The organism is Paenarthrobacter aromaticivorans (assembly GCF_019038615.1).
In the GTDB taxonomy this organism is placed as follows: Bacteria; Actinomycetota; Actinomycetes; order Actinomycetales; family Micrococcaceae; genus Arthrobacter; species Arthrobacter aromaticivorans.
Map to the genome: position 1 here is coordinate 80,931 of NZ_JAHOPC010000010.1, position 25,871 is coordinate 106,801.

Genomic DNA, 25,871 nt, shown 5'->3' on the forward strand with positions numbered 1-25,871 from the left:
GGTCCGTGCCGCCGCCGCCGAGGCGTACCTGCTGAAGCTGCCTGACGTGGACGCGCTCAGCCCGCGGATGCTGGGCATTGATGAGCACCGTTTCCGGTCAGTTCGCTACTTCCAAGAGCCGGGAACGAAGACCTGGACACGCTTCGAGCCATGGATGACAACGATCGTGTATTTGGACACCGGACAGGTCCTTGGCGGCATGGTGGACGGGCGTGACCACAAGGGCATCGGGGACTGGCCATTTGCCCGGCCCCTGGAGTGGCGGATGTGGCTTCCCCGCACGGCGCCCGCCGTTGACCACTTCCACCTGATCTCACTGGCCAACCAGGCCATGACCGAGACCCGGCAGAAACTCTACCAGCAGGTCAAGGGCCGCCGCGGCAGGGCAATCGACCAGGCCTGGGCGCGCCGGATGCTCCTGTTGTGCGGCGGCGATACGCTCTGCTGCCGGGCCGCGCTCCGACTCGAGGAAGTCTTCGCCGTCGACGATCCGACAGGCACCCTCCAGGCCGTCTGGAAGGTCAGGGAACAGCTCAGGCACCTTCTCGCACCAGCTCCCTGGAGGATGCCGCCGCAGCCAAAGACATTCTCGAAGAACTCGTTAAGGCAGTGGCACGACCTGAGACGAACAGGCTCTACCGCACTGCCTGCAGATGGTGGAAAGAGATCGAGGTGCTCATCGTCACCGCCGCAACTACCGGCAAGATCGAGGCCAACAACACCGCGATCAAAAACATCAAACGCACCGCCAGTGGGTACCGCATCGCCGCCAACTACAAATCGGTTATCACTCTTGAGAAGTGCCGTCCGGACAGCGGCATGACGCTCATCCGAGAAATCCATTTACCCACGAACCGTGAAGAGCCGGTTTCCTTCGCTATAAAGCATGCTTCCACTGCCATGAGTAGAGATTCACTCTTCCTATGGTGCCCCGCTCCGTCCGAATGAAAGTGTGTAATGCCAAAAATTGCGGCAGGTCCAACATTGGAGAGCGCGCCCTCATTGCGCTCAAGTGAGCTTTTACCTCTTTTGGGTGCAAAATTCGAAGAGCATTATGCGGTGGAAGCTGCTGCCATCCGGTCAAAAAGAGGTTCGGTCACTCTCCGCGCAGATGCCTCTCATTTTAATCGCCGAAGTTTAACGGACGTAAAGTGACCACAACTTTGCTGCATCCCGAACCTGATCGAGCCGAGTGCGAGGCTTCCTACCGATGGTGCTGAGCACACGGTGGGGTTCATCAACATTCAACCTCTTTGCATCGCTGCAAGTCTTAGTTGTCTTGACTACTACCTTACCGACCATTAATCTTGGTGGTGACCGTCTATCGGCGGTACTAGAAATCCACAAAAGCCGTTCCGGTAGCAAGTTCTTCGGCAAAATTCAGCTAATGGAAAAGGTGAGTACTTTCTTGTGCTTGCTCTTGTAAGTTCTTGGCTCAAGGCCCGCAGTTCGGATAAAGTGATTACTCGCTAATGGTTGGTAAGTAAGAAGAAGAGATGAGACATTTGACTATTTATCAAAATGCGCATATTGCCTTTGACAGCATTCCCTCATCGGGCCTGTTGGAACCGCCTGCTGCAACACCTCTCAGTGGAAAAATTGAGACGTGGACATATGAATTGTTCGCCCAGGCAAACCGAGGATCCTCAGTCGGTTTTTGGAAAGCCGAAGTCGGACGATCCCATTGGACCTTTGAGGATTATAACGAAGTCATCTACGTCCTTGCCGGGCGCCTGGTCGTCACTCAGGAAGGTGGTGAGTCGGTCCGGCTGGGCCCGGGAGACGTTGCTGTGTTTCCAGTGGGGTGGAAAGGTGAGTGGGACGTTCAAGAAGAGCTAAAAAAGTTTTACGTCGTGTATTCGTAGGGATGTGGGGTCGGGCTAGGGGGCAGGACCCTGCAGTTCTGAAGTTGCGCGCCCACTGCTGTGCGGGCAAGGGTCTCTCGCTGCAGTCTGCGCTTTCGGCCGGTCCAAAATGTGGACCGGCCGACGGTTTTAGTGCGCTGGTGTTCCGGCGGTCACGGCGCCGTCAATGACATGCTCGGCGCCGCTGATATAACTGGACTCGGCCGAAAGCAAGAACAGAACCAGCTTTGAGATGTCAGACGGGAGCGCATACCGGCCCAACGGTATCTGATCGTGGGTGGTCACAGCGCCGCTGGAAGCTACCGCTCCCGCTATCATGTCTGTCATCGTGTCGCCAGGATGCACCGAGTTCACCCTGATGCCATATTGTGCCAGTTCCAAGGCTGCGGCTTTGGTCATCCCCCTCACCGCCCATTTAGAGGCGACGTAGGCGAAACAATCCGTGAAGCCTGTCATCCCAGCAGTGGAGGAGATATTCACGATTGAACCGCCTCCTGCTGAACGCATCGCCTTCACGGCAGCCTTCATCCCGAGGAAAACGCCTAGTTGATTTACGGCAATTGTCCGTTGCCACTGTTCAGGGGTCGTTGTTTCAACCCGCCCTTCGAGCAGGATACCAGCGTTGTTAACGAGTCCGCCAAGTTGACCAAAACGATCTTGCGCGTGAGAGACCGCCCGTTCCCAACTGGTTTCTTGAGTCACATCAAGATGGATGAACGAAGCAGCGCTGCCGAGTGAATCGGCAAGGTCTTGCCCTTCTTTTTCCAGTACATCCGCGAGAACCACCTGCCCGCCTTGTTCGATCACCTCACGGGCGATCGCTGCACCCATGCCACGTGCACCACCTGACACCAGAACCGGCATGCCCGCTAGGCGGCTCCGTTCTCCGAGTAGTTTGGCGGGCTGGGTACGCAGGCCGGTGCTATCAGTTGTGGCTGACACAGGATCCGCCGATTGCTTTTCTGGTATCTGGTGCATGCTTCGTGGAATCACTTTCTGGCAGAGTCTTCCGTTTGTTGTTGTCGCGATGGCTAGGAGGCCGGCCTACAGCACACAGGATTGAGCGGCAGCCCGGTGGGGCTGCCGCTCAACGGTTTACGGCATGGCTGAGGTCCGAGGAGCATCTTGTGCAGCGAGAACTCCGAGGAACATCTCCCATTCCACCGTTGCTAGGGCCGGCGGATCTAATCACTGACCGAGAGGAATCATCGACTCCGGGAGTGTCTCCATGACAAACAGATTTGAAGTGAGTCCCCCGTCTACAACCAGGTTCTGTCCAGTGATTGCCGACGCTTCATCCGAGGCAAGGAATGTTACTGCTGCAGCTATCTCTTCGGGTTCGATAAGCCGGCGGATAGGCACCCGGGTGAAATCGTTAAGCATGTGATCCAGCACGTTCGGTGTTGACGTTTTATGCACCATGTCGGTGTTGACGAACCCAGGTGCCACGCAGTTAACCCTGACACCGAATTGCGCAAGCTCGATCGTCATCGTTCGCGCCATGCTCACTACCGCAGCTTTGGTGGCTGAATAAGCAGTTACAGGGCCATCAGCACCAAGGGCGTCGATTGAAGAAATGTGAATTATCGAACCACTTCGATTAGATACCATGCTCCTTGCGACGGCCTGTGACATGAGGAACGTTCCCACAACGTTGATGTCAAAATTCCGGCGGACGGTGGCTGCGTCCACCTCCAAAAATGGCGGTTCGTCAAACACTGCTGCGTTGTTCACCAGGATGTCGATGCGGCTCCACCGGTCCAGTGCTTCAGTAGTCAGTCGTTGAACGTCTTGCTCTGACGAAATGTCTGCGGAAAGGGCCCATGCACGTCCGCCGGCTTCCTCAATTAATTCGACAGTTTCACTGAGTGGTCCAAGCGCGCGGCCAACGACAAGTACCTCAGCTCCCTCTGCCGCGAGCTTCTGTGCGATCGACTGGCCAATGCCTCGACCGGCACCGGTTACGATGGCGTGCTGGCCTTCCAGTCGTCGGTAATTGAGCTGTTTCATTTCGTGTCTCCTTAATCCTTGCCCGGTGGTGTAGCCGGGATTAGCTGTACGGCCGAGGGCGGGGGTGGACGTCTTCAGGCGGCCGGGCTGGACCGAACAGCTCACAGGTAACAACCAACTTGTATTGGTATGAACTGAATCACCATTAAGGAGAACCGTCAAGACATTTCTGTAGCTTTACGCCCGATATTGCCATGCGGAAGGGGTAGGGGCGATAATCAACCACACAGCCCGGTGACCGCTCGGCGCCTCACCTAATTAACGTTTCGTAAGGTGCTACTGAGCAGCCCCTAACAAGGAGAAAGCATGTCCACAGAATCTTCCCTCCACCTCCTGCACGAGTATCACGCAGCCTGGGAACGCGGCGACCAAGAAGCTGGAATCGCTTTTTTTGCCGAAAATGTAGTAGTTCACATGGGCGGAAACGGCCCGCTGTCCGGTGACTATCACGGCCGTGAAGCCTTCGCCCGCGATTGGATAGGCCGCGTTGCCGCCTACACAGACACCTGGGATGTCGGGGGGCAGAACGAGGTCCTGCTGGCCGGTGATGATGGCGTACTGCTGATGGTTCACGAAGTCTGGACAAAGGGCGACGAAAGTGTTGCCACGGACCGACTTGGCCTGTACAAGTTCGAGGGTGGACAGATTATCGAATGCTGGTTCAGCGACATGAACCAGCACGAAGTTGAAAGCTTCTTCGGCAACCTCGACTAGGTCCCGCCCGCAGCGCTCTCACCTTTGGGCCAGCGGGGCAGCGTCAGGGCCCGTTGCCGGCGGGCTCAGATTCTGCAAGCCCGCCCTTCTACAGGAGAGCCCACTTGCAGGCCGTCGCCCGGATCGCATGCGCTCACGTTGCCCATGCGCAGGTGCTTGCGGGCATGTCCGACCTGGTCTCGAAGGCCGGGACTGGCGGTCGGTCACTTTCAGACGGAAAGTGAACGCCCCTACCCGCTGCTGCCTATACGACTCAAATTCCCGCGCGAATACGTCAAGTCACGACGGGGACGACGAATGACTCTAGCGCGCGGCTGGTCGGCCATACCTGGCTGCATCCACAGCGCGTTGGCACCGCTACCTCCGTCGGCAGCAGGCTCGCTCGCCCATCCTGGACGAGCTTCGAATGCCGCCGAGATCAGACCAATGCAGGCGTACCTTAGCGCGTGCCGGTCAGGACGGGGCACCATGTGTCACTGTCGTCTCGACTGGTCTGCGAGCGACGGTGCCTCGCATCGCCATGTGGGTGAGCAGTCTGCATCGTTTCGATTTTCAGCGGTGACATCCATGCAGCGGTGCCGACCGGACGGTTTCTGGCACTATCCGCTTGCAGGAGGCTCGCAGGTGCCAATTTTCCGCCCGCGACCTCGTTTCTCGGCTCGGGGTGAACAGGCGCCTATCGATTCGTCACGAAGCGCGTTCGCGCCTTAGCGTCTGGTGCATCGGACGCCAGCCATCTTTATGGGCCTGCTTGATATTGCGGGTGTAAGTCTGTTCATCGTGCCCACCGCGACCTCGAAGTTCATACCGAGGAAGAGAAATGGGGGACGCAGCGCCCAATGCAGGGCCCGCAGCTTCTGTTTCAAACGGGGGCCGGCCTCCTTGTCCAGTGCGGAGAGGCAGTGGCACAGATGCTGTCGAGTTTGCATGTTCCGCGCTATTGACCGAGTGAAGCTTTCCCGCAACCAGAACAAGCATTCTGGAAGGGGAAGCTACCGGAGGCCGCACCCCACGCCGCCGACGAGGACAAGGCAAGTCAGCGCCTCACCCGGTTGCCCCACACCTGCTATTCAGGAGGAACGTTCCCGGATCTCCTTATTTAACGTTAAGCTGGTTGGAAAGCAGCTCTAGAGCTGCCAATTAGTGTTTCAGCCGCGAGAAGAAGAGAACTTACATGGTTACGAGTCGAACAGCACCCAGGACTGGCCGCAAAGGCAAGGCTCCCGCAGTCAACAGCGACTCAATCAGCCGTGAGCGGGTCATGAAAGTGGCGCTGCACAAGTTTTTGCAGCATGGGTACGCCGGAACAAGCATGAAAGCCCTGGCCCAGGAGCTGGGTGTCTCTGCCCCCGCGATTTACTGGTACTTCCCTTCAAAGGACGATCTTTACGTCTCAGTGCTGGACGCTTCAATGAAGGATTTTCTTGCACATGTGCACGACTCGATTACTGACGAGGAACCGGTGACGAAACTGGGTCAGATCGTTCGTGCTCACGTCACCTGGCAGCTTCAGCAGTTAGGTGCTGCCCGCGCTTTTGACCTAACGATGACGTACAAGGGCGAGTCCCATGATCTTCCAAGCGAACGCCTTGAACCGGTCTTCAAGATGCAACGAGCTTATGTGCAAGAAGTGGCTGAGGTCCTTCAGCGCGGAAAGGACCGGGGTGTCATGCGGGTGGATGATGTCAGAACAGCCTCCTTCGCCATCATCACACTGTGCGACTATGTTTTTACGTGGTTCGATCCCCAGGGAGAAATGTCTGTTGCGGCGGTTGCCAACCGCTACGAAAGTCTCGTAAGGAACATGGTCGGGGCCTCTGCATATGCTAACTCGTTAGAAGTTGTTTAGCTTCACTCCAGCCGGCACGATGTCCCATTCCCAGGAGGGGAAGCTCGTGCCAGGGGCCAGGGGCCAGGGGCCAGGGACCCTTGTCCCTATGGGGAGCTTACTGCGCTTGGGCGCTCTAAGACCTCAGACGGATGAGGCCACCAAGACCTCGTGCGGCCGGGCTTCTGACGCTCGCCCGCAAGCAAACGCGAGCGTCAGAAGCCCGGCCGCCCCTAGTTTATGGCCGAAGGATCACGCGCGGGGCGCGAGGGTCCGCATCGCCAGGCCCTTGAAATGGGCAGCGACGGCACGCCGGTCGATCTTGCCGCTGGCCGTCCTCGGCATGGGGTTGAGGATTTCAATCCGTTCCGGGACCGCGTAGTCCGGAAGAAACGGCCGTAGAGCTTCACGGGCTGCGATTGGATCAAAAGTCTCACCGGGCCGCTCCTCGACTGCCGCCCAAACCCGATTTTGCATTATTGGATCAGGAACACCGAATACGCAACTCTGGCCTACTGCTTGAATGCTTGCCAGGAGACCTTCCACATGGGCGGGAAGCACCTTTTCGCCGCCGCGGTTGATCACGTCATCGACGCGGCCTTCAATGTAATACAAACCGTCATCCAGTCTTGCAAGGTCGCCGGTACGGAGCCAGCCATCGTGAATTTTGGAAGCGGTGAGTTCGGGCTGACGCCAGTAACCCTGCATGATTGTGGGGCCCTTAACCCACAACTCCCCCACATCTCCTGGTGCGACATCAGCGTTGTCATCACCGACGATACGAATGGTCGTCCCTGGCACAGCGAAGCCCACAGACTCCCCGAAGTCCCGGGCATATTCCGGGGTGAGGAAGGAAACGGCGGATCCGTACTCGGTCATTCCATAGCCGTGAAAGGGCCGAATCCGGGGCCAGCGCTCCAATAATTCCTGAATCCATGGCGCCGGCATCGGCGATCCCCCATATAGCAGGGTGCGAAGGGGCGCCAAGGCGGTATCAGCTCCATCAGCAAGCATAATGAGCCGGATGACGCTCGGTACCGCCGCCAAGTAGGTCACGGGCCGGGCCAATAGGGCCTCAACCGCCGCTACCCTGCTGAACTTGTGCAGCAGGTCGGTGCGGGCACCCAGCAGCAGCATGTGTCCCAGCTGATCGACAAAACCGGTGTTATGGAACATCGGCACGACGACAAGAGTCGAGTCCGAGTTATCAGTGTCCAGGACGCGAACGAAGGCCCAGGAGGCCTCAGCTAATGCCCTCTGGGTTAGGGTTGCTCCCTTTGGCTTCCCCGTTGTTCCGGACGTAAAACTGACAAGTGCTGGTGATTTTGCGTCAAGAGAAGGGACCGTCGCATGGACTGTGCTCTCGTTGTTCTCGCTCAAAGCTCTGACCCTTTGCGCAGGCAAGCGGGCCACAATATCCCGATGTTCCTCGTCCGCCAACACCAGTACAGCTCCCAGCAGATCTACCTGATCTGCGAACTGCGCAGGGTTCAACCTGTTGTTCGCCGGAGCGATGACCGCTCCCATCGAAAGAACGGCCAGATAATGAACAACCCAGGCAAGTGTATTGTGCCCAACAATCACGACACGATCACCGGGCCCGACGCCCTGTTCTGCCAGCCATCCAGCACAGCGAGAAACTCTTCTCGACAGGTCGGCATAGGTAAGCTCGTCCGACGCGGCAGTCAGGGCAAGGGCGTGTGGGGTGCTTGCAGCCCAATGGGCAAGCGCTGCCGAAAGCGTTGGGAAAGGCAATGGCCTATCGTCAGGGTGCTGTTTCATAGAGCGCGTACTCCTTTGTAGCTAGCGCCGCGTTTGGCGGGATCGATGAGTACACCACCAATGGCGGCGAGCAGGAATTGCCGCGCCTTTGGTCATCAGGCCTTCCGACCCAAGGTACTTAATTAACATGCATTCAATTATGGGATTGCCCACGAGTCTTTCGTCAAGGGTGCTCGCAGCAAGACTTGCGCTGCATCTGACGCTGGAGGCGTTCGCGACGAAGCGTCAGATGCTTGGTTGGGCACCTCCCGCTTCGACAGGTCATCCTTGCGTTCACGCTAGAATCTGCGGGAGTCAAGCGGTTGAGCCGTCATACCGCAGAACCTCCATGGGGCGGTCTTAGGCTGCGCTGTCTGGCTTTACCTGACTGCAGTAAGGGCGGTCAGAAGGTCACGTATCCGGACGTGTTCAAGAACCTCGCCGTTGCGCGTTCGATAGGCCGTCATGCCGCCACCTCCTGCTGAAACTTGGCGGAGCGACGCAAAAAAGTCGGCTGGATGGAGAACTTCTGGGGACACCACCCCGGGCCCGGGCACGCGCCCCTGGAGGGCTACAAGCGCTCCGGCCGCTGCGGGTGTGCCGGTCGCGTCTTCCTGGCTCATTTTGCCGCCCGATAGGAAAGCGATGCCTTCGGAACCAACTCGCACATCAACGATCAGTCCGGCTCCGACCGGTTCGCGGTCCGCGTGCTGGACGCGGGCCGTCTCGAAAATGGCGTGCATGGCCGCCGTCCTGTTTTCGTTCCCGGGTAGCCGCGAAATGACCCAGCCAAGGTGAGTGAAGTCTTCGGGAATCAGCCCCCCCTGATTCGTGGCCTCAGTAACACGCGTGAATCTGGGAAGGGTGATGACTTCAGGATGGCTCAGCGTCACCACGAGCTGCTCCCCGATAGGTTCAGGGAATTTCACTCGGGACGGGTGGAGGTCCTCCCAAGCGGGGGTACCTCCGGCCTCGGCGATGGCGGTACTGAAGGAGTGAGCGAAGTGGGGTACTACTGCGCCGACCATGTCGCTTGCGTCGACGCACCACGTGATGGATGCGCTGGCCTCACCGGGTGGCAGCGAGTCAAGCGCGAGACGGACGAGAACGTTGGTCGTCCCGGGGGCCGAACCCATTCCTATGAGTGCAGTCACTCCTGCGTCTTTGGCTGCCACGTCCCGCTGCAGCAGCAGTTCGGTAGCGTCGGCATCATCGCAGATGTCCACGTAGTTGGTTCCTGCTGCAATCGCTGCGTCAAGGATCACAGGGCCCAAGGTGTAGTAGGGGCCTGTGCAGTTGACAACGAGGTCAGCGTCAGACAGAACCTCGTGCAATTTGGCGGAGTCTGCCAACAGGTCAAACTCCAATTGATGCACTTCTTGGTTTCCAGCGTCGATGACCGCTTCCGCACGGAACTTGCGGTCACAGCAAATCAGCCGTAGTTCCGTCGAGGACCGGCCTAAACCACGGATCAATCCTGACGCCTGCGCGCCACCGGCCCCAAGCACCACCACTGTTGGCTTGCTCATTGTCCGTACCTCTTTCATTCTTCGTTGAATAGTCCTGTTTTTGCTGTGCTGTCTGTGCAGCGGAGTGCCTATCGTGTCGGTTGCCCGCGTATATGTGCTGGCGGCCGTGTCGTTTCGGACGACACTGTCCGGCTGCCGGTTCGGGGGCGATGCGCCGCCGGCCGGCAACCGGATCGCTGTTTTCGATCAGTTGGCAGCTGCCATTTCGGCGCGGCGACGAGACGTGGCGGCTTCATCGACAGCAAGACCGTTGTCAGTGGTCACGATCTCGACGCCGTAGACGGTCTTGGCGTGTTCTGCGGTCTCCCAGAGCTCAAGGACGTCTGTCAGGACCAGGCTTGGGTCCCGCTCCAGCGGTGAGCCATATCCACCGCCAGATGCATCAAATCCGTGGATTGTCTCGCCCGGGTTCAGGACGACGGTTGCGGTGTTTGCGAGCTTCTCACGGGAGCCATCGGCCTTCTCCAGCCAAGCTTCGGCAGTCCTGCCATGCAAGCCGCCGGCCACGCCCTTGGAGGGGTTGTCCTGGCCGTCGCAGGGATAGATGACAGTGATTGGGTCGGCCTTGGGGGTGTAGGCGAGCTCGAAAGAGGGGCCTCCGCGGAACTTGCCGGCTCCCCCGGTGTCGGCCACGAGTCGGAGATGCTTGTAGAGGATGGGCATCTTGACTTCGTCGACCTCCACCGAGTCCCGGTACATCAGTCCGCTGACACAGGGAACCCCGTAGGTGACCCACCCATCGGCGTGTGCGCTGCCCGGACCGCCGTTGGCGGTGACACAGACCTGGTTCACGAAGGTTTCACCGCTGCGCCTGTCCGTCCCTGACAGCACTGCGTAACCTACGCCCACGCCAACGGCGCCTTCGGCGACCCCGTATGGCTCGCCCAACTGTGCGAAGGCGGCTCCAACGCAGTTGATCAGCCGGTCGGTGACGTTCGTGGTCGCGACCGAGCAGCTGTGCGGGAAAAGAGGTTTTCCTACAGCGGAGCCTTCGTTCATGTCGATAACTACCCGCCTGAACGCACCGGAGTTCTTTGGGATCCGTAGCGGGATCGCATTGAAGATTCCGCTGAAGACTGCGGCGCGGGTGGTTGCCTCCGTTAGGTTGAGACCACAGTCGACGTTAGGGCCGTTGTGGGTCAGGTCAACGTGGATCAGCCCTTCCCCGGGTTTGATCTCAATCCTGGCATCGATTTCCAGTCCGTCGGGAAGATACGGCAGGAAGGCGTCGTGCCGGCCGGTGTTGTGCAGCTTGGCGGCCGGCAGGTTTTCGATCGCTTTGGTCATCATTTTTTCGCTGTAGTCCAGCCAGTCGCGCATGAACTTTTTGACCGTCTCGATGCCGTACTTGGCGACGAGTTCCTTCAGACGGCGCTCGGCAATACGTGCAGCACCCACAGATGCTAGATAATCTCCGTACCATTGCGAGGGGACCCTGATGCGGTTTTGGCACATACGGATGACATCATCGACATTCTCGTAGTCGGACTGTACCTTCACCGTGGGGAAGATCAGTGCGCCTTCTTCATAAACATCCTTGGCTGCAGCGTGGTAGGTAGTCGGGATCGAGTTGCCGATATCGGCCTGGTGGGCTTTCGTCACGGCCGTAAACAAGTGCTCACCATCGACGAAAACCGGAACAAGGATGGTGTGGTCAGCGGCGTGGGAGTTGCCGACATACGGGTTGTTGTCGAGGTAGGCGTCCCCCTCGCGCAGCTGGGGGTGAGCGGCCCGCAGAGCCTGGGCCTGGAGTTGGGCTCCGAAAACGTGAACGGGAATCCCCTCCGCTGCTGCCAGCAGCTCATCCTCAGCCGTGAGGATCACACAGGAAAAGTCCCGTGCGCTGTTGATGACGGCAGAGCGGGCCGAGCGCAAAAGCGTGTTGGTCATCTCCCGCACGATGCCGTCGATCTTGTTGGCTATGACTGCAGTACGGATAGCATCAAAGTTCTTGCTCATGCCTCGTCCTCCTCAATGTGAAGCAAGTAATTTCCGGTGGCCGCTACCTGGGCAGCCATCCCGGGGTAGATAACAAGGGTTGTCGTGGGTTCCTCAATCACTGCCGGGCCACTCACCCTCGTGCCGGGAACGAGGTCAGCTGGCTTGAACACGGGCGTCTCAATTTTTCCTGTGCCACTGAAGTAGCACGTCCGCTTGGAGGAGGAGTTGCCAACGCGTTCTTCGGTACCCGCGAATTTCTGTTGTGCCCGGGGAATGTTGACCGTGACCCGGGCTCGCCAGTTGAGAAACTCTATGGCTGAACCGGGGTCACGGACAGCCATCACGCGCTCGTGCAGGTCGTGGAATGTGCTGAACAAGCGCTGTTGGTCGCTTTCCGAGCTCAGTTGCGCCGACTGGAGGGGTACATCAATCGCCCAGATCTGGCCCTTGTAGCGGGCCTCGACGCCGAACTCCAAGGCGTAGTCAGGGTAGTTCTCGCTGAACCTGCCAGCGAACTTGTCCAGCTGTGCTTCGAGGCCCAGCAGGACTTTCTCTACGCTGGCCGCCGCGAAGTCTTCAGAGGAAGTGATGAGGGCAGCTGACTCCTCTTTTACGATGTCAGCGAAATGCATACCCGAAGCTGACAGAGCGGAGGCTACCTTTGGCAGGATGACCCGGCGTGATCCTAGTTCGCTCGCAATCTGCATGATGTTGATGCCCGCAGCGCCGCCGCCGGCCACCAACGTGCTGTCTTGGGGATTGAGCCCCTGGACGGTGGTAATTTCGTGCACGGCCTTGACCATCGCTTCGCTTGCCAGGGACAGGATTCCCCAGGCAGCTTCGAGTATGCTTACCCCGAGCTGGGCGGCGACGTTTCCAATGGCTGCTTCTGCCGCGTCGACATCCAGCTGCATTCGACCGCCCAAGAAGTAGTCGGGGTCAAAGTAGCCCAGGACGCAGGCAGCGTCAGAAAGCGTCGGTTCAGTGCCGCCGTTGCCGTAACAGGCGGGCCCGGGTTCGGATCCGGCCGACTGGGGACCAACACGAAGCAGGCCTCCTTCGTCCACCCATGCGATCGAACCGCCACCGGCTCCGATGGAGCGGATGTCCACGGAGGAGATTCCGAGGAGGTCGCCCTCCCACTCGGGCCCGATCCACGTGTCACGTGAGTGCACGACCGTACCGTCACGGGACAGCCCGACGTCAAAGGTGGTGCCGCCGGTGTCGGCGACGATCATGTCACCGCCAAGCCCTTCCTGAAGCGAGTAATTGAGGCCGGCGAGGGGGGCCATTGACGGACCACTGCGGGCTGTGTGAATCGGAGACTCAATGACCTCCTCAATGTTCATCACCCCGCCCATGCTCGTGGAGACCAGAATGGCGCCCTTGTAGCCGAAGTCGCGAAGGTCCTTCTCCAATTGCTTGAAGTGTTGCTGCATCAGGGGCTTCAGGGAGGCATCGATTGCTGCAGCTGAAGTCCGGCGGTACTCCCGGATGATGGGTGCGATCTTGTGCGACAGCGTCACCGGCAGGTTTGGGGCCAGCTCGGCCAGGAGCTCAGCGACGCGCAACTCGTGGGCAGGGTTGATTACGGACCAAAGCAGCGAGACGGCAACAGCTTCGAAGCCGTCCTCCTCCAGGGTCTTCAGCGTTTCGCGAAGATCCTTCTCGTCGAGTTCGGCGACGACCTCGCCCTCCGAGTTGATTCGTTCGCGGACGCCGAACGTGTGACGCCGCGGAATATAAGGATCGGGGTACCGCTTGCTGAAGTCGTATCCGTCCTGCTTGCCGCCCTCTTTGAGAACGAGTACATCCTCAAAGCCCGCGGTGGTGAGCAGAGCGGTCTTGGCGAGATCCTTGCGAGTCACGATGGCATTGGTCGCATGGGTCGTGCCGTATATAAACAGGTCGGTCTCGGCCAAAAGCTCCTTAGCCGACATCCCGATTTCGTTAGCGGCGATGTCAATCGCCTTCGACATGCCGCGAAAGACCCTGTCATATGTGGTCAGTGACTTGCCGATCACCTGCTTTGCTGTTGGATCTTGCACGACAACGTCGATGAATGTTCCACCGGTGTCCGCGGAGACCTGATAGCCCATGAGATTCTCCCTGCTGAAATGGATGGTCCGACCCGAAAGGAGCTATAGAGCTCAGAAGCGGCACCAAAGATTGTGTTTATTGAATGTTAAGTAAGTTCAACTTGTCAAGGCTCTCGTGTGAAGTAGATCCCATGTTTCAGGGGTTGAGTACGGACTCGTACCTTGGCAGGGCCTATCTAAAGGCAGCACATCATCCTTGCGACACTCTGCCGTCGCCCTGCGCTAGTAACTAACCCTTGACGCGGTGCTTAACGATCATTAAGCTGACATCGACAATAGTAACTTGGATCACGCAAACGTTCATGGTATTCGCACTTTGAGCCCGGGCGTGGCAGGGTCCGGCTGCTGAAGACAGAAGCGCTGCCCCGGTCGGCGTTGGTCAGCAATGGAACCAAGAATCGTAGTGCCGCTCAAGGTTGAAGCGGCGGGAAGTCGGTGTCTTTTGACAAAGTTTGAAGACCAGGTCGTGGTCGTCACGGGCGCGGGGTCCGGCATGGGCCAAGCCATGGTTCAGGAGTTCGTGGCTGAAGGCGCGCGGGTGGCTGCACTTGATATCAATTTTGTAAGTGCCAAGCGGACGGTCGAGGGCCTCGACAATCCTGAAAGTGCATTGGCAGTTGAGGTCGATGTTTCTGACGTTGAATCGGTGGAAGCGTCCATACGGCAGGTGCGTGAATGGGCAGGGCGTGTGGATGTGCTTTGCAATAATGCGGGCATTATTGACAGTTTCCGACCAGCACATGAGATCTCACTTGCTGAGTGGCATCGCACGCTCGCCGTAAATCTGACGGGGCCGTTCCTGATGTCGCGCGCCGTTATTCCCCAGATGCTTGAGCAATCCGGGGGCGCGATCATCAACACTGCCTCAATTTCAGCATTTAGCGCGGCTGGCGGCGGCACTGCTTACACGGCCTCCAAGCATGGAGTGCTGGGTCTGACCCGTCAGCTCACGTTTGACTACGGACGCCAGGGAATTCGGGTGAATGCAATCTGCCCAGGGGCAACGGCTACCGGCCTGACCATGCCTGAAGGGGGTTCGGAAACTTTGCCAGACAGTGAAACCGAGATCGCGCGCACGCCGGCCGGCCGGTGGTGTGAACCACGGGAAATAGCCCGGATGGCTGTCTATTTGGCCAGTGAGGACGCGGCATTTATTCACGGCGCCGCGATGGTCATTGACGGTGGCTGGTTGACGGCCGCAAGAAACCCCATCTAACAGCACCATCAGCCAAAGAAAGCTCCTGTTCAATGTCCGGAACAGGATGAAGGAGATACTGTGACAACTACACAGCAATCGATAACCGCACCTCCAGGTGTGGACCTCCTCCCCTGGAGGGACCCGGAGTTCGTCAAGGCACCCTGGCCGTGGTTCGCGCGGGTTCGTGAAGAATATCCCATCCTCAAACTTGAAAACGGGACGATTATTGTCTCCCGGTACGACGACGTGACGGAACACCTAAAGAATCCCTCACTTGTGGCAGTGCCGCCCGAAGGCATCGGCGACAGCCCGTGGGCGTCGAACCTCAACTCAGTCTTGCTCACTGAAGGGGAGACCCATACACGGATCCACAAGTCGTTCAGAAAGTGGTTGACTCCCAAAGCCACGAAAGGCATGGGTGAAGTGGCGGCTGAGTCTGCCCGTGCTGCCCTTGACAGGATCGGGCCCGACGGAATCATCAATGCCCACCGTGATCTTGGGGTGCAGCCTGCCCAGGACGCAATGGCGATGGCTTTGGGCATCCCCCGGGAAGATGGATTGCCATACATTCTGGCGACCAACCAGACTATGGACTCGTTGGGTTGGGAGCCGACGGAAGACGAAAAAACCAGGGCCTGGGAGGGGTTTGGGTTCATGATGTTCAACGCGGATCGTCTCATCAAGGAGAAGCGGAAAAATCCCGGAGACGGCCTCCTGGACGCGATGATTGACATCACCGATGAGGGCGGGCTAACCGACCGGGAACTCAAGGAATCGATTCAGATTCTCTGGGGCTCTGCTGCACATAACCCCGGGTACTGCATGGCCTCCGCATTGGCCGATCTGGCAGCCTACCCCGAGGCGTGGAAGGAATACCGCGAGAATACGGATGCCCGCACAGCCATCATCAACGAGGCTTTCCGTAGGGCCCTTCCTGAAGTGCTCGTGGACCGCTACACAACAGAGTCCTATGAAATCCGTGGCGTCCAGATCCCGGCCAATACTCAAGTGCGTTTCATTCTTGGTGCTGCTGTGCGTGACCCGGAAGTTTTCCGAGACCCCGACGGGTTCGACTGGACGCGGCCACCGGCAGCGAGTATGGCGATAGCTTTTGGTGCAGGAACACACAGTTGCTGTGGCCAGGGCGTGGCACGCGTCGAAATGAGGGCAGTACTCGATGTGCTGGCCGAGCGGATGGAGAATATCGAGGTCATCGGTGAACCCGAATGGGTTTTTTCTGACCGCCACAGAAACTGCGAAGGACTTACCGTCCGGCTTTCGTAATTCAAAGTGCTTGAGCGGGGCTCAAGAGGCGCTCGTTCTTGGCCACGGGCGCCTCTTGGCGTTCTCAAGCGAATAGTTTGATCAACCGGCGTCTTTTCTGACCCCTTTACTTAAAACAGAGGAACATGCCATGAGCACCATTGTAAGCGGCCTCCAAGCCGCTGAGCCCGAACTTGTCGTTTCCGCGCCTCTCACGCAGGTTTCCACCAAGACCCCCCGAATGAAGGCTCGCTGGATTTTCAACACTAGGCCTGACGGCTGGGCCACCTATGCGATGTCCGAATGGGAACTGGATCGAGCAGGATTCGCAGATCACCACCCCCATGACGAAGTGAGTGTCGTTTTGGAAGGAGAGCTCCACATTCGGGTTGGTGACACGGAAGTAGTGGGTCGGCCAGGTGACACGATCCGGGTTCCGGCAGGGCAAACGGGCTATTACTGGGCTCCCAAGTATGCCCGGATGCTAGGGTTTTACGGGCCAAACCCGGAGGGGGCCGCCTCCCAGAACCTGGAGTACTGGGAGATCGACGACTAGTGTACTGACCCGGGAGGTTGGTGACACGCTATGGATTTGACGCAATAAGAGGAGCCCCGGGCGTTGTGTGGTGCTGCGGTGGACACCGCAGAGCCGGCCGCATGACCGGGGAACCGAACTCCCGGGCCCGGAACCTCGCCGACGGATCCAACAAGAACCGGGGCCAGCAACACGGCGACGCCTTTGTCCACCATGCCGTCGATGACCGCTCCCCTACGTATACTCCGAGATTCTCTCGGAGACCAAGGAAACGCCGCGGCGTTCATGCGAAACGCGATCACCGCCCACGGGGTAAGAACCCAGCGAGTCCTAGCCGACAACGGAGGCTGCTACCGCTCCCGCATCTTCGCCCAGGTCTGGACCGAAGGAGGCATTCGCCACCAACGCACTAGCCCCTACACCTCGGAAACCGAACGTCAAGCCTGTTCCCAGCTTCATCGAGCACCAAGCCACACACTGTGCTCAAAGGCGCCTCCACTTGCCAGCCGCGTCCCCAACCAACCGGGTTAGTACAACCAGGCATTCCGCCACTCCTGTATATCGTCGAATACGGTGGCAAATGGAGTGTTAGAAAAGGGCAGGCGTGTGGCGCGAATCTCTCCGCCGCTCGCCTGTGGCATGCCGGGTCGTCCATCTCACTGATCGTCAGTATCGACGGCTGCTTAACTGCTGCGGTGGGCAGGTTGGGGGTCAAGATACCATCAGGGCACCGTACGCGCCCCATGTGCTTCTGGGTCGGCGTTTGCCCACCAGACCAGGTACGGACTTCTCCCTCCGGGCGTCTGCGTCGAGGCCTTCCCTAGTCGGCGCCTAGACCTTCGTTGGGCCGCCCTGCGCTCATATCGTGCGGAGAAGTTCAACGATCAAAGGGCACCCGGATAATCTTCCAGATGCCCTTTGCATGTGCTGCAGCGTTGCTCGCCAGCTTCAGTTGCTTAAACGGAGCGGCAATGTCGTGTAGTGACGGGAGAAGTCCGTGTTATCCATTTCGAAGGGGACCTCGAGTTCTATCGACTTGAACCGTGCAGCGACCTCTTCAAAAATTGTGCGGGCTTGAGCGCGGGCATACCCCTGCCCAGCACAGGTGTGCGGACCAAGACCGAACGACAGGTTCTTGCTGTGGGTTTGGGGGCGGTGGTAGTCGAAGTGATGTGGTTGATCAAAAAACTCCGGATCCCGGTTCGCGGCACTGATCATGAACCGGATGCGTGAGCCCGCAGGAATGTTCACTCCGCGGATGATGACATCTTCCAGAGTGGTCCTGTAGAAGGAAAGCTCCGGCGGATCCATACGCACAATTTCGTTAATGATGGCGTCGCGGAATTCCTCGTTCTTTCGGAACGCCGCGTAGACCTCGGGGAGTTCGGCGAAGACGCGAAGGCCGGCGGCAATGAGATACCCGACATCCATGTGACCGAGACTGTACAGCAGGAGGGCAGTAGCCCGCATCTCCTCACTCGAGATGGTCCCCTCCCGCTCCGCATCGAGGAGAGCGTCGGTCAGCCCGTCAGCCGAAGAAGCGCTGCGGCCATCCAGCATGGCATCAATGCGCTGTGCCAGCTTGTCAAATCCCTCCGCTGCTTTTTCCCATGTCCCTGGCCGGGGGCGGGCGGACAGCATGGGCATCGTGTCGGCCATTTCAGCCATTACTTCCATTGCGTCATTGTCGTCAACCTGAAGCACCCGGCACATCGTTCGGTGCGTAGGAAGAACTGACAGGTCACGCCAGCCGTCGAGCCTGCCCCCTTCTGTCGCATCCAGGATCTGGCTCGTCACTTCCTTTGTCGTGCTCACCCATTCGCGAACGGCTTTTGGCGCGAACCACTTGTTCGTCTGACGGCGCAAACGGGTGTGATCAGGTGCGTCACGACCGATGATCGTCGAACTGGCAATGGACCATGGCCCGGCCGCATCCCACCCCGGTTCGACGGACATGCAGGGCATGAGTCCGAATTCCATGACGTCGTCGTAGCGTGACACAACGTAGGCCCCTGTGTCGTCGAGCATAACGGGTACTTCTGCCTGTGCGCGTGTGTACCAGGGGTGGGGGTCACGCTCAAATTCCGGATCGTCCCAAGGGTAATATTCGTAGGCTGGAAGTTGCCCATTCCCGGGTGGGAGAGCGCTGCAGCTGTTCAGGGCAACTCCTCCAAAGCGATAGAAGGATCGGTCATTACCCGTGGTGTCGGTCAGCGGTGCAGTGCTTCCCATAGTTCTGCACATCCTTTCGTTCTTCCTTGTGTCGTGAAGACTGGTGGAAAGCCCTCACGAGGTGCTCTCCGGTGAGATCGGTTGGGTTCCTGTGTCGGCTCGCCCTATTTAAGGTCCCTGAAGCGACGTACCTAGAAGTAGGTCGGCCGACTCAGGACCCGGTCAGCCGAGAATGACTGTGTGGTTTCCTGAAAGGAAGACCCGATCGTCGGCGTGAAGCCGCACGGCCTCGGAGAGTACCTTACGTTCGACGTCACGGCCGATCACCACGAGATTATCCGCGCTGCTCCGGTGGTTGACCCGGACGACATCCTGCTCGATGATCGGTCCTTCATCCAGGTCCGCGGTGACGTAGTGGGCGGTGGCGCCGATGAGTTTTACGCCCCGTTGACGCGCCTGGTGGTACGGTTTCGCGCCCTTGAAGCTTGGCAAGAATGAGTGGTGGATGTTGATGATGCGCCCGGCGAACTTTGCACTGAAGTCATCGGAAAGGATCTGCATGTAGCGGGCCAGCACAATGAAATCCGTACGGCTTTCGTTGACTAGCGTTGCCAACTTCTGCTCGGCAGCTGGCTTGGTCTCCGCAGTGACGGGGATGTGATGGAAAGGCAACCCGGCTGCTTCGACTACGTTGCGCAAATCCTCGTGGTTTGAAACGACCAGTGCAATCTCAATGGGCAATTCGCCTCTGCGATACCGGTACAGGAGGTCGTCTAGGCAGTGGTCGAGCTTCGAGACCATGATCAGGGCGCGTCGTTTGTCTTTGACTTTTCTGAGCTCGATGATCGGATCGAATTGGGCAAGCCGGTCAACAAGTTCGGTTCGGATGTCTTCTGAATCCGCCCCGGATTCAAACTCCACCCTTACACTTAGCTGCCCACTGTCTTCGTCGCAGTGTTGTGCGCTATCCAGGATGTTTCCTCCAGTGGACGCGATCCCGCCGGTGAGCTTGTGGATGATGCCAGGCTGGTCAACAGCCCGGGCGCGAAGCACGTAACGTTCCATGGTCAGCTCTTAACTCGCGTGCGCTCGGGATCGTATGCGGGCGTCCGCCGAACCAATCCAGGTACAGGTCCCTGGTCGGTGTCAACGTCGACCTCCGAGCCGATACGTGCATGTGCTGTCTCGATGCGCGCGAGGGCCAAAGTTTTGCCGCCAAGCGCGGGTGAGGCAACGGCCATGGTTATGCGACCGATGGGTCGTCCATCCAGGAGCAGGGGCCGACCATCGAGTCCGGGGGCTGGTGCTGTGGTTTCCACGCTTACCAGGCGGGTGCGAACGTTGTTTTTCTTCGCCAGCAGGGCGTCTCGTCCTTGGAAGGGCCCCTTGTCGAAGTCCAGGGTCCAGCCCAGGCCGCACTCATACGGTGTGGTTGACCGATCATATTCATATTCATTCATCACCATGCCGGCCTCTGTGCGGGCTACGAGGATAGCTTCGAGTCCCATTAGCTCAATTCCCAGATCGCGCTGGGCCAAGATTGCATCCCAGAGTGTGTCGGTGTGTTCGACTGGCACGATGATTTCGAAGCCCAATTCTGCGGTGAATCCGAGCCTAAGGATGGTCGCGGGGACGTCGGCCACCTGGACATCGAGAAGCGACCCATAGTATGGCAGTGCGGCATTGGAAATATCGGCGTCCGTGAGCCGCTGCAAGAGCGTGCGGCTCGAAGGGCCTTGGAGCGATACGGCAGCAAACTCAGCGCGACGATCGATGACTGTTGTACCCGCTGGCGCTGCCAGTTCCAGTTGCTGCTGGGTCTCGTGCTCCCCGCCGAGCACAAGCACAGACTCCGGGGAGAGTTTGACGAGCGTCGTATCTTCGATCATGAAGCCGTTGGTGTCGGTGAACACGCCGTAGGCGATGCCGCCAACCCGTAGCGCTTTGACGTTGCGGGAAAATACCTGGTCCACGGCAGCGACGGCATCCGGGCCTTCCACGTACCACTTGCGGATCGTAGAGTATTCGAGTGCCACGACGGCTTCGCGGAGAGCCTTGTACTCTTTGACCGGATCGCCGTAGTGGACTGCAAATGGTCTGCCGAACGAGTCTGCCCACTCTGAGACGAGATTCGAGAAGCGTTCGGTGGTCGGGTTGGGTTCGAGCCCTACTGGAATCGGCATAGATGACTACCTCTGTTTGTTGTGGTGTGGCACCGCCGCTGAGATACCGGCGGTGTCAGATGATCTAGGAAAGGGAAAGCGGACAACTTTATGTCCGGGCCTATTGCCAAGGCGCGTCCTTGGTCTGGTCCCTGCGACGGTTGTTACCGGACCGGAAGGGTTCGCGCGTAGCTCTTCAGGTCGAAGGCATGGCTGCGTGCCTGCTCCATCGTGATACCGCTGTCGTGTTCGAGAAGCTTGCGCGCTGCGACGTGATCCGCGGGAGCATTGACGGACTCAACGGCCACGAGGTCTCCGTTACGGAAGAGGAACTGGCTGAATTTGCCTTGTGCGCGGTCACCACGCTCAATCACCACGTCAGCAGGATCGGCCAAGCCAGCGATCTGCAGCTTCGCTGATCCCTGGTTCGACCAGAACCATGGCGCGATGTCGTACGTCGAGGGGCTCCCCGTCACCGTCTTAGCCACGATCTTGGCCATGTCGACCGCATTTTGCACCGATTCGAGCCGCAGATTTCCCCCGAAGTGACGTGATGGGAACACCGCCAGATCGCCTATTGCGTAGACGTGCGGAACGTTCGTGCGCAGGTACTCGTCGACGAGAATCCCACGATCACACTTGATGCCGGCGCCTGCAGCAAGGTCATCGTCTGTGACAACCCCGAGTCCAACGACGGCGAAGTCACATGGGTAAATCGCGCCGGATGTGCCCGCGACCGCCGTTACGCGGCCACCTTCACCGATGAAGTGGTCAAGCCCCTCGTCGAAATGCAGCTTCACTCCGAGGTCAGTGTGCATCTCGGTGAAGAAATCCGACATGGATGGCGAGAGAACTCGCTGCATGGGCCGCTGGGCAAAGTCGATGACGGTGACATCCAGTCCCCGCTGCGCAGCGACTGCGGCAAATTCCAGGCCGATGAACCCAGCACCTACCACCAACACCCGACCGCTCCCAAGCTCGAGCTGGGACCGCAGTGCTTCCGCATCTTCGACTGTGCGTAGGTAGTGGATCCCGCCCAGTTCGGTACCCTCGCACTGGGCACGTCGAGCCTCGGCGCCTGCGGCGATGATGAGTTCGGTGTAGGGGATGGGCTCCCGATCCTTTACGACGACCACCTTGGCGTCGCTGTCAATGCTTACGACCTCGCTTCCCCCGCGCAGGTCAATGCGATGCTCAGAATAAAACGCGGCTCCACGCAGCGGCATGGGATTGGGGTCGCCGCCGGCTTTCATGTAGTCCTTGGACAGCGGGGGACGCTGATAAGGCAAGTCGTCAGCCTTGTCAAGCAGAACAATCGCGTCCTCATAGCCCTCCAAACGCAGCGATTCGGCCGCCTGAACTCCTGAGTGGCCCGCGCCGACAATAACAACGGTCATGGCTATCTCCGATCAGCTTTGATTCGCAGGGAGGGATACCTCGATATCCCCGAAGTCGCGGCCAGCGACCACTTGGCAACCCAACCGTGAATTGCCGAGCCTGTCGTCCGCGGTGCAATCAAGCATCTCGTCCTCATCATCGGAAATTTCCGGGAGTTCGACGTCGCCGCGCACATATACATGGCATGTGGCGCACATGGTCTGGCCGCCGCATTCACCGACAATCCCGTTGATGCTATTGGTCAGGGCCGCCCGCATGATTGAGGTGCCTTCCGGTACCTCCACAGTGTCCACGTCGCCACTGGCGTGGTGATAAGTAATCTTAGGCATGTGAGCCTCCTAGTAGATGAGCCTATTGCTAGTCCTTATTGAACGTTAATAAAGGGCCTCGGTCAAGGCATTTCATGAAATACGTCACGTCCAGCTTGCTTCTGCTGAACGGGTATTCAATGCGGACGAACGAACCGCCTCCTCCCGGCTTAGGGCAGGGGCCTGGGGCGTGGGTGGCTACGAGCTTCAAGGTGTCAAAGTCGCGGGCATTGGCTCCTTGCGCCTTGGCTCTCCTGCAGCGCAAAGCTACGCTGATGCGTTTGGACTGACGCGAGGCACAAGGGTAGTCATGGAATCGAGCCACCGATTAATCAGCGCAGAGGGTGCCGCTGAGTGAGGGGGCACTGTTTGAGTGTCAGCCGCCAACAACTGTGACGTCGTGCCTTGGGAGAGGCGGATTCGGAGGCGCCAACTGCAGTCATCGAATGGATCCAGTACGTGGGAACGGGTGAGGAGGGCAACCCTCTTGCGCAGACCGCTAAGTCGACGGTCCAAGGTTCACCGGCCCGCTTTTACTGTCATCCTTGCATGGTCTGCAGTGGCAGAACCGTATAGCCCTCTGCCTTTTCATATAGGGCGCGGGAGTCGAGTCCCTGCGCTGAAATCCATAGGGCGTCCGCAGTCGCGGTGACCGCCTCCACGCGGCCCGTGCGAATCGTGCGGCTCTCAGTAGCGCGACAAAGTATTCTCGAGCCCCGCAAACGCCGATATCTTCATCTTGAGGTCTACGCTGCTAGCAAGGGGGCCGTACTGTGCTGTTGGTGAGCCTGGCTGACCGCTCCGGTGCCCGGTCGCTGACCTTCCGGGGCGTTCCCTTGACCAGGCGCAGCAGTCCGGGTGCGCCCTGAATTGCCCCGTTTTGGCACGGCATACGCTCGAAAGCTGATGGCCCTGCTGCCAGGCCAGCCCGTCGTACTCGTTCTGGACTGGCAGGGCAGCAGGGCCTGGGTGAGTTTTCCGATCAGTGCGTTGCTGTGGCTTCCACGCGTGGCTTGAGACCCATGATGGCGCGGGTCTCTGAGGGAGTGGCAACGCGGCGGCCCACGACCTCTGCCAACTGCTTGGCCAGCTGGAATGCCTCAAGATTGCTGGTCAGCTTGTCTTCCCGGTGGGGCCACTTGAAGTAGGTGTCCTCCATGCCAACGCGGATGTGCAGGCCCATGACGGCGGCGAGCGTTGCCAGGTAGGTGGACGCGCGTCCGGCGGCGCAGACCATGATGACTGCTTCAGGATCGACGTCGCGGATCGCCTCAACGGTGCGGGTCAGGCTTGCCACCATCTGCCGGGGGTTTTCCATCGGGCTGCAGCCGGGCAAGGCAGGCAGCACCAGCCATACGGCACCTGACTTCAGCAATCCTGACTTGAACAGGTAGCGGTCAGCGTTGGAGACGTCGGCGTCGGTGTAGACCGCGATCTCGGGGACAGAGCCGGCCTCGAGGATCCTTCGGGTTTTCTCCAGAAGGATGGGGGTGGGCTTCACGAACAAGGAATCACCAATGTATGTCGCAGTGGTGTTGATCGGCGCCGCGTCAAGCAACCCCGACTCCAGGACGTCGTTCATCTTGTCCCATTCCCCGTCCAGGGCAGGCACAAGGCAGGCATCCACGGGGACATCGGGGAACTCGTCATGGAGGGGCTGGATCACCGCTTCAAACCGCTCCGGAGACAGGACGTTATAGCCGTCTTCGTCCCGGACGTGAATGTGGATTGCGCTGGCTCCGGCTAGAGCGACTTCTCGCGCTGACTCGCGAATCTCATCAGGGGTAATGGGCTGGTGGGGGTTCTGATCCTGGCGGAAGAATGCGCCCGTGATGGCCACGGAAATGATCATCTGTTCCGGGATGTCGGTCCACGGCTCAGAAATGGGGGCATCGTGGTAGCAAGAGTGCTCCAGATCCATGACCGTGGGGATGCCATACGGTCGCCAGATCATCTTCTTGTTTTCGCGGGCGACGCCTTTGGCTACGCGTTCCCAATCGATGTTGGTCATGACTCTCCTCGTCATTAAGGGTTGTTAGGGCATTTGGCCTAAGGGGCCCTCGGCAATGGACTCTGTTCCATGCAAGGGTCTTCCTGTAGCATTGATTTAACATTCATTAAGGAGCGTCGTCAAGAGGTCAGCAGTCTTGGCTTTTTCGTGAAGGTGCCGTGCCTCCTTCGGGGTGGCCGCAAGCAATGGCGGCCGGGAACAGTCGCTGACAGCGCGAGTGTGACACGTCGAGCGACCGTTCGGTTGTCAGGCCTCGGAGCTTGAAGACCATCTTCATCGCAAGAGGACGGGAGCCAGCAGTCCGCTGACCAATTTCTTATTCCTGTCGTTGGGAGCCAGGTATGCCGAACGCATCAAAACCGCAGAGTGTGAGCCGGGAAAGAATTCTTGAGGCTGCTTCGAACCGATTTATCCGCAGTGGGTACTCAGGTACCACGCTTGGCTCCATTGCTGCCGAAATAGGGATAACAACGCCGGCGATTTACTGGCATTTCAAGTCCAAGGAGGAGCTGTTCTACGCTGCCTTGGAGCAGGTACTGATTAGCTTCGTGGGCTACGTACGGAGTTCGGTAGATGCGAAAGACCCGGTTTCCCGCCTTGCACAAACAGTCGCGGCCCACGTGACGTGGCAGCTCGAGCAAGCGGACATCGCTTCGGCATACGCGGCCTCTGTAGGGATGAAGCCTCTCTTAGCGGGGCTTGGAAAAGAACATCAGTCCAAGCTCTCATCAATCCAGAGGGAATATATGCGGGAGTTGAAGGCGACGCTAGCTGAAGGAAAGAGGAGCGGACTACTGCAGTACCCCGATGAAGGAGTCGCCGCGTATGCGATCGTGACCATGTGTGAGTACGTGCACGTGTGGTTCAACCCTGGTGGCCTGCTGACGGCAGAGCAGGCTAAGGGGCAGATGGTGCGACTTGCACTCCGGTCGGTCGGGGTGGAGGAGGGAATTGCCTTTGAAGGGTTCTCGGGAACAGGCTCGCTATAGCTGCCGAACTGCACCTCCGGACAGAGAGACGCCCCAAGAGGATCCGCCTCGAACTGTCGCATAAATGATGAAGGTCTGGTCTTCTGAA

19 protein-coding genes and 1 pseudogene are annotated in these 25,871 nt (G+C 58.9%); 8 read left to right on the forward strand and 12 right to left on the reverse strand.

Going from position 1 to position 25,871, the window contains the following annotated elements; all coding sequences use genetic code 11:
- The first annotated feature begins 265 nt into the window (after window positions 1–265).
- Both KSW38_RS15975 and KSW38_RS15980 read left to right on the forward strand, forming a co-directional pair.
- Window positions 266–948 (forward strand): annotated as a pseudogene (locus tag KSW38_RS15975) (ISL3 family transposase).
- Between the two features lie 548 nt (window positions 949–1,496).
- Entirely contained in the window at window positions 1,497–1,865 is a 369-nt protein-coding gene (locus KSW38_RS15980) for a cupin domain-containing protein (RefSeq protein WP_216925908.1), read from the forward strand.
- Between the two features lie 129 nt (window positions 1,866–1,994).
- Here KSW38_RS15980 and KSW38_RS15985 read toward each other — a convergent pair whose 3' ends face one another.
- Window positions 1,995–2,729 carry an SDR family oxidoreductase gene (locus KSW38_RS15985; protein ID WP_216925909.1) on the reverse strand — a complete coding sequence of 245 codons (735 nt, stop codon included), beginning with the start codon at window positions 2,727–2,729 and terminating at the stop codon, window positions 1,995–1,997.
- A 324-nt stretch (window positions 2,730–3,053) separates the two neighbouring features.
- A complete protein-coding gene (locus KSW38_RS15990; RefSeq protein WP_216925910.1) occupies window positions 3,054–3,875 on the reverse strand; it encodes an SDR family NAD(P)-dependent oxidoreductase in 822 nt (273 codons plus the stop codon).
- A 306-nt stretch (window positions 3,876–4,181) separates the two neighbouring features.
- Between KSW38_RS15990 and KSW38_RS15995 the strand changes: the two genes are divergently transcribed.
- Window positions 4,182–4,589 carry a nuclear transport factor 2 family protein gene (locus tag KSW38_RS15995; protein WP_216925911.1) on the forward strand — a complete coding sequence of 136 codons (408 nt, stop codon included), beginning with the start codon at window positions 4,182–4,184 and terminating at the stop codon, window positions 4,587–4,589.
- Between the two features lie 1,174 nt (window positions 4,590–5,763).
- The gene (locus tag KSW38_RS16000) at window positions 5,764–6,438 is read left to right on the forward strand and encodes a TetR/AcrR family transcriptional regulator (RefSeq protein WP_216925912.1); all 675 of its coding nucleotides are present in this window, start codon (window positions 5,764–5,766) and stop codon (window positions 6,436–6,438) included.
- A gap of 231 nt (window positions 6,439–6,669) precedes the next feature.
- Here the strand turns inward: KSW38_RS16000 and KSW38_RS16005 are convergent, their stop codons facing one another.
- The 4 genes from KSW38_RS16005 to KSW38_RS16020 form a co-directional block, all read right to left on the reverse strand.
- Complete coding sequence (locus KSW38_RS16005; RefSeq protein WP_216925913.1) at window positions 6,670–8,199, reverse strand: class I adenylate-forming enzyme family protein; 1,530 nt, start codon at window positions 8,197–8,199, stop codon at window positions 6,670–6,672.
- 359 nt (window positions 8,200–8,558) lie between these two features.
- Window positions 8,559–9,707 carry a saccharopine dehydrogenase family protein gene (locus tag KSW38_RS16010; protein ID WP_216925914.1) on the reverse strand — a complete coding sequence of 383 codons (1,149 nt, stop codon included), beginning with the start codon at window positions 9,705–9,707 and terminating at the stop codon, window positions 8,559–8,561.
- Window positions 9,708–9,893: 186 nt separating this feature from the next.
- Window positions 9,894–11,666 (reverse strand): hydantoinase B/oxoprolinase family protein, encoded by a 1,773-nt coding sequence (locus KSW38_RS16015; protein WP_216925915.1) that lies wholly within the window; start codon window positions 11,664–11,666, stop codon window positions 9,894–9,896.
- Window positions 11,663–13,747 carry a hydantoinase/oxoprolinase family protein gene (locus KSW38_RS16020; RefSeq protein WP_216925916.1) on the reverse strand — a complete coding sequence of 695 codons (2,085 nt, stop codon included), beginning with the start codon at window positions 13,745–13,747 and terminating at the stop codon, window positions 11,663–11,665. The genes KSW38_RS16015 and KSW38_RS16020 overlap by 4 nt, the downstream gene beginning before the upstream one ends.
- A gap of 403 nt (window positions 13,748–14,150) precedes the next feature.
- On the opposite strand from KSW38_RS16020, the gene KSW38_RS16025 reads away from it, so the two are divergent.
- The 3 genes from KSW38_RS16025 (at window position 14,151) to KSW38_RS16035 (ending at window position 16,764) form a co-directional block, all read left to right on the forward strand.
- On the forward strand, window positions 14,151–14,963 hold the full coding sequence (locus KSW38_RS16025; protein WP_216925917.1) for an SDR family NAD(P)-dependent oxidoreductase: 813 nt from the start codon (window positions 14,151–14,153) through the stop codon (window positions 14,961–14,963).
- Window positions 14,964–15,023: 60 nt separating this feature from the next.
- Window positions 15,024–16,229: a cytochrome P450 gene (locus KSW38_RS23745; protein WP_216925918.1), complete on the forward strand. Its 1,206-nt coding sequence runs from the start codon at window positions 15,024–15,026 to the stop codon at window positions 16,227–16,229.
- Window positions 16,230–16,359: 130 nt separating this feature from the next.
- Window positions 16,360–16,764 (forward strand): cupin domain-containing protein, encoded by a 405-nt coding sequence (locus KSW38_RS16035; protein WP_254186597.1) that lies wholly within the window; start codon window positions 16,360–16,362, stop codon window positions 16,762–16,764.
- Between the two features lie 927 nt (window positions 16,765–17,691).
- Here the strand turns inward: KSW38_RS16035 and KSW38_RS16040 are convergent.
- The 6 genes from KSW38_RS16040 to KSW38_RS16065 all read right to left on the reverse strand — a co-directional run bounded on the left by KSW38_RS16040 (window position 17,692) and on the right by KSW38_RS16065 (window position 24,794).
- Window positions 17,692–18,975: a cytochrome P450 gene (locus KSW38_RS16040; RefSeq protein WP_216925919.1), complete on the reverse strand. Its 1,284-nt coding sequence runs from the start codon at window positions 18,973–18,975 to the stop codon at window positions 17,692–17,694.
- 162 nt (window positions 18,976–19,137) lie between these two features.
- A complete protein-coding gene (gene purU / locus KSW38_RS16045; protein WP_216925920.1) occupies window positions 19,138–19,980 on the reverse strand; it encodes a formyltetrahydrofolate deformylase in 843 nt (280 codons plus the stop codon).
- 2 nt (window positions 19,981–19,982) lie between these two features.
- Complete coding sequence (locus KSW38_RS16050) at window positions 19,983–21,098, reverse strand: aminomethyl transferase family protein (RefSeq protein WP_216925921.1); 1,116 nt, start codon at window positions 21,096–21,098, stop codon at window positions 19,983–19,985.
- Between the two features lie 143 nt (window positions 21,099–21,241).
- Window positions 21,242–22,474, reverse strand: coding sequence for an NAD(P)/FAD-dependent oxidoreductase (locus tag KSW38_RS16055; RefSeq protein ID WP_216925922.1), 1,233 nt, complete (start codon window positions 22,472–22,474; stop codon window positions 21,242–21,244).
- 12 nt (window positions 22,475–22,486) lie between these two features.
- The gene (locus KSW38_RS16060; protein ID WP_216925923.1) at window positions 22,487–22,804 is read right to left on the reverse strand and encodes a 2Fe-2S iron-sulfur cluster-binding protein; all 318 of its coding nucleotides are present in this window, start codon (window positions 22,802–22,804) and stop codon (window positions 22,487–22,489) included.
- Window positions 22,805–23,765: 961 nt separating this feature from the next.
- Complete coding sequence (locus KSW38_RS16065) at window positions 23,766–24,794, reverse strand: beta-keto acid cleavage family enzyme (RefSeq protein ID WP_216925924.1); 1,029 nt, start codon at window positions 24,792–24,794, stop codon at window positions 23,766–23,768.
- A gap of 341 nt (window positions 24,795–25,135) precedes the next feature.
- On the opposite strand from KSW38_RS16065, the gene KSW38_RS16070 reads away from it, so the two are divergent.
- On the forward strand, window positions 25,136–25,783 hold the full coding sequence (locus KSW38_RS16070; RefSeq protein WP_216925925.1) for a TetR/AcrR family transcriptional regulator: 648 nt from the start codon (window positions 25,136–25,138) through the stop codon (window positions 25,781–25,783).
- Window positions 25,784–25,871: the final 88 nt, after the last annotated feature.